This is a genomic window from Mongoliitalea sp., from assembly GCF_054166905.1.
In genome coordinates this window covers 132,017-145,269 of sequence record NZ_JBSZCK010000016.1, presented here as the reverse complement: position 1 = coordinate 145,269, position 13,253 = coordinate 132,017, and the positions used below count along the sequence as shown (strand labels likewise).

Here is a 13,253-nt window from a genome sequence, read left to right as displayed (position 1 = left end):
TTAATAGACGTACCCATTGCAGAACCTCAAGAGCCAGAAATTTTTGATCTGGTAGAAGATGCGCCCGAGTTTGTCGGTGGGATGGATGCCCTCAATGCCTTCCTTTCAGCCAACCTTAAGTATCCTCAGCAAGCAAAAGATGCGGGTATAGAGGGTACCGTCTATGTAATGTTTGAAGTCCATGCTGACGGTAAAGTCAAAAATCATGAATTACTTCGCGGCATTGGAGGAGGCTGCGATGAAGAAGCCTTACGGGTAGTACAGCTGCTTCCAGACTGGATTCCGGGCAAACAAAAAGGCGAAGCAGTTGCTGTACGCATGCGACTTCCGATTAAGTTTAAGTTGAGTTGATGGGGAGGCAAGACTGCATAACCGTGCTGTTTTGTTTGTCAGCATTAAGATAATTGCCTTCTATTGCTCAATGAAATCCCAATCCTGTGTGCTTGAAATGCGGGGTTGGGATTTTTTTTGTTGAGGAGATAGAGTGGAATTTTTTGAATATTTTAAAGTTCAGTTGAACGCTTATTTATAAAAATCGACACTTTTGGGCTTTTTTGCGACGCTTACTCAATTTGGAGTTGGATTGTTGATTTCATTGAAAAAGAAAAAGTAAGTAGATTATTGTACACCCACGAATCATTTCTTGCCAAAATTGCTTAATTTGGGTTGTAATTATTTCTGAAAGCCAAAACAAATGATTTGAGATGGTACAAATGAATCCAACAACTTTTAGAGTTACCAAATTATCCATCTATCAGTAAAAGAGCCAATGAGGATTTGCTCGGCTTAAAAAATACCAATAATGCAAGGAAAACAACTTCGCCAACTGGAAGCAGAACTGTGGAGAGCCGCAGACCAACTCAGAGCCAACAGTAAACTGACTGCTTCAGAATACTCCATGCCCGTATTGGGGCTGATTTTCTTAAGGTATGCCTACAACAGATTTCTCAAAGCCAAGGAAGAAATCGAAAAATCTCTTCCATTCCACCCACAACGGGGAAGGCGCCCAGTAACCAAACAGGATTTTGAAGAGCGAAATGCCATGTTCTTGCCTGAGCAGGCACAATTTGACTACCTCGTTTCATTGCCGGAAAGTGTTGATATTGGCGAAGCCATTGACAATGCCATGAAACTGATTGAGGAGGAATACGACAACCTCAAAGGGGTTTTGCCCAAAAACTTTTCGATTTTCAGTAAAGACTTGTTGCGTGAACTGCTCCGCATTTTCAATAAAGAAGTATTGCAAAAAGCCGAAGGCGATTTGTTTGGAAAGATTTACGAATACTTCCTTGGCAAATTCGCCATGACAGGCGCACAGGAAGGTGGAGAGTTTTTTACGCCTATGAGTTTGGTGCAAACCATTGTAAACGTGATTGAACCTGATCATGGTGTTGTTTTCGACCCTGCCTGCGGCAGTGCGGGTATGTTTGTGCAAACAGGTTACTTCATTGAAAGCGAAGGACTAAAACCTGCTGAGAAAGTTACTTTTTACGGACAGGAGAAAGCCGACCTCAATACCAAGTTGGCAAAAATGAACTTAACGGTTCACGGATTGGAAGGCAACATACAGGAAGGCAACACTTTTTACGAAGATAAACAAGATATGGTGGGTAAAGCCGATTTTGTGATGGCCAATCCTCCGTTTAATGTGGATGGGGTTGACAAAGCCAAAGATGCCGTTAAGAAGGACCCACGCCTGATATTGGACGGCAAAGTCAATCTGCCCAAAAACGACAACGCCAATTATTTGTGGATTCAGTATTTCTATAATTACCTTAAACCAACAGGCAGGGCAGGTTTTGTAATGGCATCCTCTGCCAGCGATGCAGGACACAGCGAAAAAGACATTCGGGAGAAGTTGGTAAAAACAGGAGCGGTAGATGTGATGATGGCCATTGGCAACAACTTTTTCTATACCCGTTCACTGCCTTGCACCCTTTGGTTTTTTGATCGGGCCAAGGAGCAGGATGAAGAAAAGAGAGACAAAGTCTTGATGCTGGATGCAAGGAAGATTTACCGCAAAGTAACCAGCAAGGTAAACGACTTTAGCCACGAGCAATTGCAAAACCTGATTTGCATTGTAAACCTGTATAGAGGCAATACCCAAAAGTTTGAAACTACCATACATGGGTATTTAAATACAGCTGCCGATCTCGCTAGTGAAACTGCACAGGCCATTAAAGACCTTCAAGGTCAATTCAAGAAGACGCATCAAGTTGTAGTGGACTTTGCTGTAAAGCTGGCGGAACAAGACAAGAATACCCAAGCCTTTGCGGATAGCCTTATTTTGGAAGGTTTAGATGAAGTGGAGCAAATGCAAAACAATTTGATTGCCTTAGCAGAGAAAGCAAGTGCCACGGAAGATGCTTTAGAGCCCATAGCCCAAGGTTGCAAGAACTTGCGTAAGCTACAAGATAAACTCATCAAGCAATTAATCGATGCCATTAGCACAGCCACCAAAGAATACCAACTGAGCAAGAACAAGGATTGGAAAGCCTTAGATGTACAAGCGCAATGCATTGCGCCTTTGAAAGCCTTGCAACAACAACTGAGCGGAAACCCAGATGAGGAAGAACCTGGCTTGCTGCACGAAACCGAATATTTCTACAAACAAGCCCATTGGCTTACCAGCCGTTTTCCCGATGGCGTTTACACCGATGTGGAAGGACTGTGCAAAGTCGTAACCCAAAGCGACATTGAAGCCAAAGACTGGAGCCTAAGCCCAGGCAGATATGTAGGCGTGGACACCGCCAACGATGAGGATTTTGATTACGAAGAACGCCTGAACGAAATACATATTGAGCTGGAAGGATTGAACGAAGAAGCGATTGAATTGGCGAAAAGCATCGCTGAAAATTACCGAAGTATTTCAATCTGATGGTTATGGAGTTGAGTCAACTTGATATTGAAAATAGAATTTATACGTTAAGAAACATTCAAGTGATGTTGGACAGTGATTTGGCTGTACTTTATCAAACCGAAACCAAATTCATTAACAGGGCAGTAAAAAGGAATCCACACAGATTTCCGGAAACATTTGCTTTTCAATTGAACCATGAAGAGTGGGAAGCGCTAAGGTTCCAAATTGGCACCTTAAACGATCAATCAGGGAGAGGGCAACATCGAAAGTATTTACCTTGGGTATTTACGGAACAAGGTGTAGCCATGTTATCTGCCGTGTTAAACTCTGAAAGAGCAATTTCTTCAAGTGTTCAAATCATGCAAGCATTTGTTGCCATGCGAAAATTTTTGTTAAACAATGCCTCCGTTTTTCAGCGATTAGTTCAGGTGGAATTAAAGCAACTCAAAACCGATGAAAAAGTAGAGCAGATTTTTAAAGCATTGGAAGCGGGTAAAATTGAACCCAGCCAAGGTATCTTTTTCGATGGACAAATTTTTGACGCTTATGCCTTATTGAAAAGTGGTTTTTCACCCATAACACCTTCAATACAATGAAAAATGAAATTATTTTATACCAGTCAGGTGAATTAGCCGAACACATTGAGGTTAGACTTGAAGATGAAACGGTTTGGTTGACACAAGCACAAATGGCTAATCTTTTTGGTCAGACTAAGCAAAATGTTAGCTTACACATAAACAATTGTTTCAAAGAAGGAGAACTTGAAAAAAATGCAACCGTCAAGGAATCCTTGACAGTTCAACGGGAAGGAAATAGAAAAGTAAAGAGGCGCATTGAATTTTACAATCTCGATGTTATCATCTCGGTTGGCTATCGAGTAAAATCAAAACAAGGTACTCAATTTCGTATTTGGGCAACCAATGTATTAAGAGATTATTTGCTAAAAGGCTATGCATTTAGCCAGCGAATGGATAGAATAGAAAATAATTTTCAAGAGCTATCAAACGAAGTAAAGCAAATCTCCCTGCAACTTAAAACACAAGAACCACCCAAGCAAGGTATCTTTTTCGATGGACAAATTTTTGACGCTTATGTTTTTGCCTCTGAATTGATTAAAAAAGCCAAGAAGGAAATCATGTTGATTGACAATTACATAGACGAAAGCACGATTACCCATTTGGCAAAAAAGACTGAGAAAGTAAAAGTGACTTTATTTACCAAATTGGTGAGCAAACAATTCCTCCTAGACCTACAAAAAGCAAATGAGCAATACCACAACAGCTTTGAACTAAAAGAACTCAAAAGCAGCCACGACCGATTTTTGATTATTGATGGCAAAGAACTCTATCATTTGGGAGCATCTTTGAAAGACTTAGGTAAAAAGTGGTTTGCCTTTTCAAAAATGGAAGACAGTATGCTCCATTTGATTTTGGAACAATTAGAAAAGGAGAAGGTATGAAAACAAGAATGCATTTCGAGTTGGAAGGATTGAACGAAGAAGCTGTTGCTTTGGCAAAAACCATTGCTGAAAACTATAAAGACGTTGCGTTATGAAATGGGAGACAGCACAATTAGCAGACAAAACTTCATATATTAAAAGAGGGGTCTCACCAAAATATGTTGAGAATAGCGGTTTTGTTATTCTTAACCAAAAGTGTATAAGAGACAACCGAATTGATTACTCTCCTTCGAGGTTTACAGATAGCCAGAAAACATACCCAAAAGATAAAATCTTGAAAAAGGGAGATATTCTTATTAATTCAACAGGCAGGGGTACGCTTGGAAGAACGGCTCAAATCAAAGCTGATTTAGAAGAAACACAACTTGTTGATACACATATTACAATTGTGAGAGCAAAAGATGATGTAGATCCCTTTTTTCTTGGTCATTTAATTAGAAGGAATGAACCACTAATTGAATCGCTTGGAAAAGGTTCTACTCAACAATTAGAATTATCTCGAACTGATTTAGGGGAAATCAAATTGTCGTTTCCCCCACTCCCCACCCAACGCAAAATCGCTTCCATTTTATCGGCTTATGATGATTTGATAGAGAATAATTTGAAGCGGATAAAGTTGTTGGAGGAGAAGGCGAGATTGATGTTTATTGATTTAATTAATTCAGAAAAGACTGCCGAAATCATATTAGGAGATCTTGCAGGAGTTTTAAAAAGAGGAGTTTCACCTAGTTATGTTGAAGACGATGGAATAGTAGTTTTAAATCAAAAATGTATTCGAGACCATCTTATTAGTTATGAGCCTTCAAGACTTACTAATCCTGAAAAAAAGATTTCTCCTGAACGCTTTTTAAATAAGTTTGATACGCTAATAAACTCAACAGGAACGGGAACTCTCGGAAGAATAGCTATTAATATTCAGGATGAATTCATTTCAACCGTAGATTCTCATGTTACAATAGTTAGGGCTAACAACCTAATAACACCTTTATATCTCGGTCAATGTCTATTTTATTTTGAGAAGGCAATTGAAAATATGGGTAAAGGCTCTACAAACCAAATAGAACTTTCAGCAAAAGAATTAGGAAAAGAATTAAAAATACCATTGGTAAAACACAATTTAATGGTTGACTTTGATAATTCTGTTAGACCAAACTTTGAACTTATTTGGAATCTTCAAAAGCAAAACTCCAAACTCCGAGAGGCACGGGATATTTTATTACCAAAACTAATGAATGGACAAATAGAAGTGTGAAATATGGCAGAAATAACTAATAACAAGGAGAATCCTAATTTTCGGTTAAAAGCTGTGGCAGAGCTTTTGGATGGCGAACACCATTTCTACATCCCATCATACCAAAGAGGCTATAGATGGGACGACCGTCAAGTTGAAGATTTGTTAAAAGATATTTGGGATTTTGCAAGAAACGATGAGAAAAAGAAAACAGATTTTTATTGCCTACAACCAATAGTTGTTAAAAAAAATAAGCAAAGTAATAAATGGATCGTTATTGATGGACAACAACGGCTTACTACACTTCTGCTTCTCATTAATTTTCTAAAAAATGGATCTCGAACACCTTTTGTTATAAAATCTAAAGCTTACAATATTGAATATCAAACTAGGGGTATAATGGATTTCGAAAACCCTGTAAAGGATGCCGATATTGATAGTTTCCATGTATTTGAAGCAAAACGAATCATTGAAAAATGGTTTGACGACCGAATAGATGAAATAGATTACTCGGCTTTTGAGAAGGTGTTGTTTAATAAAAGTGAAGATGTAGCTCAAGTGAAAGTTATCTGGTACGTTACAGATAACGATGAAGAAATTGAGTCTATAAAAATCTTTAACAATCTAAACAAAGGGAAAATCAGCTTAACCAATGCAGAGTTGATAAAAGCATTATTTGTTTTGAAAGCCAGAGAGAAAAAAGATGGAAAAAAAACTGAAGAATTAATTCTGAACGAATTTGCTTTTGAATGGAACGAAATTGAAAATAAGTTGCAAGACAATCGATTTTGGTATTTCCTGACTAATAAGAACTACAATCCTGCGACTAGAATTGATTTAATATTTGACTTTCTTACAGAAAAAATAGAAAAGCATGATGCTGATTTCTCATACCGAAAGTTTCAAAATTTATATGATAAAACTACAGATGATTTGTGGTTAAAGCTAAAAATCGATAATTTTTCAATAGGATGGAAAAAAGTTAAAGAAGTATATCACACTTTCCAATATTGGTATGAAAACAGTGAAATTTATCATTATGTCGGATACCTAGTCTACAATGGAATTGACCTGCCTACAATTTTTAACGCTTGTAAAGGCAAAAACAAGTCTGAAACTGTGAAGTCCTTACAAGATTTAATTGCTAATAAACTTATAAAATACGGCATTAAAGAAATCGACACCTTTTCATATACTGAAAACAAAACAGAGTGCAAACGTCTTTTGCTATTTTTCAATATTGAAACTTGTGTTCGCCAACAAAACAACCAAAATGAAAAGATTAATAACCAAGATTATTACTCCTACTACAGATTTCCATTCGACTTACTAAAAATGTATGATTGGGATGTGGAACATGTGGGCTCGCAAACAGAGAATCCTTTGAAAGAAATAAAGGACAAAATTGTTTGGCTCACTTTCATCCCTCAAATTGAATCAGAACATCCTCATTGGGATCGTATCATAGACGATGTTAATGTTTTAATAAAAGAGTTAAAGGAATTTGGACGTGATAGAAATGATCGGTTTTCTGGGCTGTATAAAGAAATTATAACGATAGTTCAAAAGGATGTAAATGAAAGTAAAGACACTTTAGACAACTTAGTTTTATTGGATTCAGGTACTAATCGTGGATACGGTAATGCCTTATTTGCTTCTAAAAGACAAGTAATCATTGAAAAAGACATGAATGGAATTTTTATCCCTAATTGCACTAAAAACTTATTTCTCAAATACTATTCAAAACAGGATGATGGAAGCACTCAATGGAAAAACAGTTGGGAAGAAACAGATAGCAAATCATATTTAAAGGCAATTCACGAAAACATTGACTATATCCTAAAAAATGACAAAGATGAATAATAACGATACCGCAGAGTTAAAATCTGATTTATCATTTTTAGAGTTGATAAATGATAAGAAAATTCTCGTTCCGGTTATCCAACGAGATTATGCTCAAGGAAGAATTGATGCGAAAGCAACCGAAATTAGAAATAACTTTTTGTCTGCAATAATTGATAATCTTATTTCAGATGAATCCACCCCTTTACTTCTTGATTTTATATATGGTTCTACAGCGGAAGATAATACGTTTACACCCTTAGATGGGCAGCAACGATTAACAACCCTTTTTCTGTTACATTGGTATTTTATACCAAAAGAAAAGTTACCTCTCTTATATCAAAACGTAAATGGCTCGACAACTTCTATTTTTTCTTATGAAACGAGAATTTCAAGCAAAGATTTTTGTAATGAGTTGGTTCAACATTCCATTGAACAGTTAAAAATTGAGCATTCAAATGCGAAAAGTGAGATAATCAAAAAAATTGATTATCTGAATATTGAGCCTCATGAGACAATTGATGAAAAAGAAAAAAAGGATTTAATAAGTAAGGAATTGGATTCGCTAAAAAAGCAGCTATACAATACTCGATTATCTGTTACGATAAAGAATCAATGCTGGTTTTTATGGGCATGGAATAACGACCCAACGATTAAAGCCATGTTGGTAATGTTGGATGAAATAGACTCAAGACTAAATGAATTAAATGAAAACAAAAGGCTTGATATATGGGGGAAACTTGAAAAGGGATCTATTTCGTTTCATTTACTCCCATTAGAAAAGTTTGAATTAACGGATGAGTTATACGTGAAGATGAACGCAAGAGGGAAGGAATTGTCGCCTTTTGACATTTTCAAATCCTCGCTTGAAGAACAAATGCGAATCAACAATGTGGATGAAACTATTCAAAATAAATGGAGGGGGAACATTGATAGTAACTGGATAGATTTATTTTGGAATAAGTTTGCTAAAAACGCAATATCAGTTGATACTTCACATGAAAATCAAAAAATAATTGTTGATTCAGTTGAACAGGGGTTTTTGATTTTCCTCAAACGTCTAATAGGATTATATTTTATTGAAAACGTATCATCATACAATTATGATATCAATGATGCAAATATCAGAAGATTAATTCCTTTTCAAGATTATGATGATAATAATCTAAAGAGGAAACTAATGGAACAGGCAATACAAAAAAATATTGTCCTTTTGTTTCCATTTTTTTATAAAACAGGCTTTTTTAATGAGGATTTCTTTAAATATGCCTTAGATGTTTTTGATAATTTGATATACTTAGACGAAAACAATGTGAAACATGACATTTCAGAGTTGATTGATTCAGTTCGGCTAGCGAAAGAAAATACTTCAGTATTCGACTTGTTTGTTTCGGAAAGTACCGATTACGAAACTTTCTTATTGTTCTATGCAATGATTAATTTTTGCATTGTAAACAAAACAAATGAAATAGTAATCAATGAAAGTTTAAGATTTGAATTCAATTCTTGGATGAGAATCATAAGGAATCTTTCAACTCTATCTAATACATTCATAGACGATATAGAAGATTTTGAAACTACTTTAAATACCTTTAAGATATGGTGTTTTGAAGTGTATGGAATCAACGGAAGTAATTCAATTAATAAATATTTTACTTTACACCCAAGAAATAATGTGCCTAAGGGAAGATTCGTTAATGACCAATTTGAAGAAGAAATTGTAAAAGCAACTCTAATTACAAATGATAGTAAGTGGCTAAAGAGCATAAATAAAATTGAGGAGCACGGCTATTTCCTGGGACAAATTCGTTTTTTGCTTAATTGGAGTAAAGTGGATGAAAATTATGATTTGGATAAATTTAAAAACTTCAAAAACGCAATTTTTGAAGTTTTTGATTCTAATGGATTAAAGGCAGATTTATCGGATTCAGAAACACATCTGTTTAGAAATTGTCTAATGGCAAATAGTGAAAACTATTTTTTATTAAAAGATGATTGTTTAGTTAATAATACAGGAAAAGAAAGGGACAGGAGTTGGAAGAGTTATTTAAGAAATTTTAACAAAAGTCAGAACATAAAAGTAATTCTCGACAAGTATCAACTATCGAATTCGCAGAATTTCGCAGAATTTTGTATTAATGAAATAAAAGATGGAATTCAGTTAATTACAGATTGGAGGAGATGCTTTTTAAAATCTCCTTTAATTTACAATAGATGTGGTCAAAATCAAATTGATTATTGGGACAAAAGTAAAATGGAAATCTGTCTGCTAGAGACCAGCAAAAAATGGAATGGATTAAATAGACACAGTGAATTAAACTCTTACTATTGGAGCATATTGTTCAAAGATAAAAATAATTGGACATCAAAGTATTTTAACTCACAAAATAACACCCCTTTATTATCAGAATTTACAAAAGAAGATAGTCGCGTTTCTGTTAAATTTGAAAACATTGAAAGAGAGCATAAATATGTAATTAGGACGAATTTTAGACCAACAAACGAATTATTTACAGAAGCTAATGATCACTGGGTTAGAATATTTGATACAGACGAGTATTCTGATGTTGAAGAACAATTAGAAAAATTGTTAGTATGACTTGGGAATACTCAGAAGATAACTTAATAGAGCAGACCGCCATTGATTTATTTTTCCATCAATTGGGTTGGGATACACTATTGGCATTTAACAAGGAAGGCTTTGGGGAAGGTAGTACTTTGGGAAGACTGAACAAAAAAGAAGTTGTACTCAAAAAGATATTCTTCGAGAAAATCAAAGCGTTTAACCCGGGCTTGCCAACAAAAGCGTATGAGGAAGCCTATGAAAAATTGACTGAAGAAAGCATCACCAAATCATTAGCTGAAATCAATTATGAAAAGCACCAAATGTTACGTAATGGTATCCCTGTGGACTTCATCAACGAAAAAGGTGAGCATATAAAAAATAAAACACTCAAAATTTTTGATTTTGACGATCCGGAAAATAATAACTTTTTAGCGGTTCGCCAATTGTGGATTCAGGGCAAAAGTAACCGAGAAAGAAGACCCGATATTATTGGTTTTGTAAATGGCATCCCGCTTTTGTTTGTAGAGCTAAAGGCAGCCCATCGAAAATTGGAAAATGCCTACAACGATAACTTTACGGATTATAAAGACGTCATACCCAAACTTTTTTACTACAATGCATTTGTACTCTTAAGTAATGGCATTGAAAGCCGTATTGGAAGCATTACTGGTAAGTATCAGCATTTCCATGAATGGAAGCGGATTACTGAGGAAGATGAAGGTATTGTTGCCTTGGATAGAATCATTGTAGGTGTTTGCGAGAAAAAGCGATTTCTGGATTTATTTGAAAACTTCATCCTATTTGATAATTCCTTGGGTAAAGTAGTTAAACTCATTGCCCGAAATCATCAATTTATCGGAGTCAATAAGGCCATTGAGAATATTCAGCATAAAGAAGAGCTCTACAAGCTGGGTAAAATCAGCTTAGAAGAAAAGCAAAAACTCGGTGTGTTTTGGCATACGCAGGGAAGCGGAAAATCATACTCAATGGTCTTCTTCTGCCAGAAGATTCACCATAAGTTTACAGGCAGTTATACTTTTCTGATAGTTACCGACCGCAACGAATTAGATACCCAGATTTACGGCACTTTCAGTGGTGTGAGTGCGGTGCCACAAGTGAAAGCAGGCTCTAGAGATTCGTTGAAAGCCAATAGCGGAAAGCATTTGAGGGAATTGTTAAGTTTAGAACACCGCTATTTGTTTACACTCATTCATAAATTCAATTTCGAGGAAGAAATCACTAAGCGGGATAATATCATTGTCATTTCGGACGAAGCTCACCGAACACAAGGTGGGAATTTAGCCATGAACCTGCGTAATGCCCTGCCAAATGCTTCATTCATAGGCTTTACAGGCACACCACTTTTTAAAGACGATGAAATTACAAAGCGAATTTTTGGTGATTATGTTTCTCGATACGATTTTAAAAGAAGTGTAGATGACGGAGCGACTGTTCCCTTGTATTACGAAAATCGAGGCGAGTATTTAGGATTAAAAAATCCAATTATCAATGAGCAAATCAGAGCAGTAATTGATGCCGAAAGTGAGGATTTAGACAGTGACCAACGCAGTAGAGTGGAGCAACTTTTCGCAAGAGAATATCCTATACTTACTGCCAAGAAAAGGTTGGGTGCCATTGCTAAAGATGCCGTTTGGCATTTCTGCAACCGTGGCTATAAAGGTAAAGGAATGTTTGTAGCATTGGATAAACTCACAGCCGTGAGAATGTATGATTTAATCACACACCATTGGAAACTGACGGTTGAGCAATTGGAAAAAGAGGTTGCCAAAGGAAAATATGGCGACCAGGAATTGTTGGAGAAAAGCCGGGAACTACAATGGATAAAAGAAACGGAAATTTGTGTAGTGGTGAGTTCAGAGCAAAACGAAATTCAAAAGTTTCAGAAATGGGATTTAGATATTGAGCCACATCGAGAAAAAATGAATACCCAAGACCTTGAAACAAGGTTTAAAGATGAAGATGACCCTTTCCGTTTCGTGATTGTTTGTGCCATGTGGATTACAGGCTTTGACGTCCCGACCCTTTCTACGCTGTACTTGGATAAGCCTTTGAAGTCCCACACCTTGATGCAGGCCATTGCAAGGGCCAACAGGATCAGTGAAGGTAAAAATAATGGTTTAATTGTGGACTATATTGAAACGTATTCCGCCTTGTTGGATGCTTTGGCCATTTATGGATCAGGTGGAGATCCCGATAGCCATCGGGAGGAAGGCGGTGGAGGTGAAAAGCCGGAGCCCCCTGTAAAACCTAAAGAGGAACTTATCAACAAATTGGAAGAGTCCCTTGAGGCAACTGAAACCTTTTTACGGGATGAAGTAGGTTTCGACTTACAGGAGCTTATCCTTGCTGACGGCCTGCATAAGTTGGCAGCAATGGAAAAAGCCGTAAATGCTGTTTATACCAATGACGAAACCAAACGTAAATTTCAGGTTTTGGCAAGGGAAGTTTTCAAAAAATACAAAGCCCTGCAACCCGATAAAGTATTAAATCAATACGCAATGAGAAAGAATGCCATTGATGTAATTTACTCCGTTATTGAAGACAATGTTGAGAGTGCAGACGTAGCTGATCTCATGCGGAAAATCCAACATGTGGTGGATGAATCCATTGAAAATATGGTGGCCGAATCAAGCCACAACGAAGGGAAAATCATTGACCTTAGCGGATTGGATTTTGATTTATTAGAGCAATATTTTTTGAAGACTAAAAATAAAAATACAGCCGTTCAGTCTCTGAAAGAAAAAATAGAAAAGCAGCTCAAACGAATGGTAGAACACAATCCATTGACAGTAGACTATTACAAACGCTACCAGGAAATAATTGAAGCATACAACAGAGGTAAGGACGAAGTTGTAATCAAAGAAACTTTCAGAAAATTAATAGAACTTGTTAATTCTTATTCAGAAGAACAGGCCGATACCAAGCGAGAAGGGCTGACAGATGAGCAAAAAGCAATCTTCGACATCCTCAGACAAGGTAAAAAGTTAGAAGAAAAAGAGAAAAACGAAATCAAGAAAATTTCGATTGAGTTATTGGAGGAATTGAAGCATGAGAAATTAAAAGTTGAACAGTGGGCAGACAAATCAGTAACGGCAGCCGCAGTATTTAATGCTGTGAGTAAGACATTGTTTGAAACCTTGCCGTATCCGACATATCAAATAGATGATATTGATTTAAGGACTAATTTGGTTTATGAGCATTTGAAAAATCAATATTATGGTGGGGGGAAGAGCATATACGGAAGGTATTAAAAATTTATAATCCAAAAACTGTT

8 protein-coding genes are annotated in these 13,253 nt (G+C 36.4%); all 8 read left to right on the top strand.

Annotation, left to right across the window (positions count from 1 at the left end; genetic code table 11):
* Positions 1 to 351, top strand: a 351-nt coding sequence (locus tag ACXIUD_RS06300; RefSeq protein WP_458051776.1) for an energy transducer TonB, incomplete at its 5' end; no start/stop codon positions are given.
* 451 nt (positions 352 to 802) lie between these two features.
* A complete protein-coding gene (locus ACXIUD_RS06295) occupies positions 803 to 2,878 on the top strand; it encodes a type I restriction-modification system subunit M (RefSeq protein ID WP_458051775.1) in 2,076 nt (691 codons plus the stop codon).
* Between the two features lie 5 nt (positions 2,879 to 2,883).
* Positions 2,884 to 3,456: an ORF6N domain-containing protein gene (locus tag ACXIUD_RS06290; protein WP_458051774.1), complete on the top strand. Its 573-nt coding sequence runs from the start codon at positions 2,884 to 2,886 to the stop codon at positions 3,454 to 3,456.
* Positions 3,453 to 4,319, top strand: a complete 867-nt coding sequence (rhuM, locus tag ACXIUD_RS06285) for a RhuM family protein (protein WP_458051773.1) — start codon at positions 3,453 to 3,455, stop codon at positions 4,317 to 4,319. Before ACXIUD_RS06290 ends, rhuM begins: the two co-directional genes overlap by 4 nt.
* Positions 4,320 to 4,410: 91 nt before the next feature.
* Entirely contained in the window at positions 4,411 to 5,571 is a 1,161-nt protein-coding gene (locus ACXIUD_RS06280) for a restriction endonuclease subunit S (RefSeq protein WP_458051772.1), read from the top strand.
* Positions 5,572 to 5,574: 3 nt separating this feature from the next.
* The gene (locus ACXIUD_RS06275) at positions 5,575 to 7,413 is read left to right on the top strand and encodes a DUF262 domain-containing protein (protein ID WP_458051771.1); all 1,839 of its coding nucleotides are present in this window, start codon (positions 5,575 to 5,577) and stop codon (positions 7,411 to 7,413) included.
* Entirely contained in the window at positions 7,406 to 9,991 is a 2,586-nt protein-coding gene (locus tag ACXIUD_RS06270) for a GmrSD restriction endonuclease domain-containing protein (protein ID WP_458051770.1), read from the top strand. Before ACXIUD_RS06275 ends, ACXIUD_RS06270 begins: the two co-directional genes overlap by 8 nt.
* Positions 9,988 to 13,230 carry a type I restriction endonuclease subunit R gene (locus ACXIUD_RS06265; protein ID WP_458051769.1) on the top strand — a complete coding sequence of 1,081 codons (3,243 nt, stop codon included), beginning with the start codon at positions 9,988 to 9,990 and terminating at the stop codon, positions 13,228 to 13,230. The genes ACXIUD_RS06270 and ACXIUD_RS06265 overlap by 4 nt, the downstream gene beginning before the upstream one ends.
* The last annotated feature ends 23 nt before the right edge of the window (positions 13,231 to 13,253 follow it).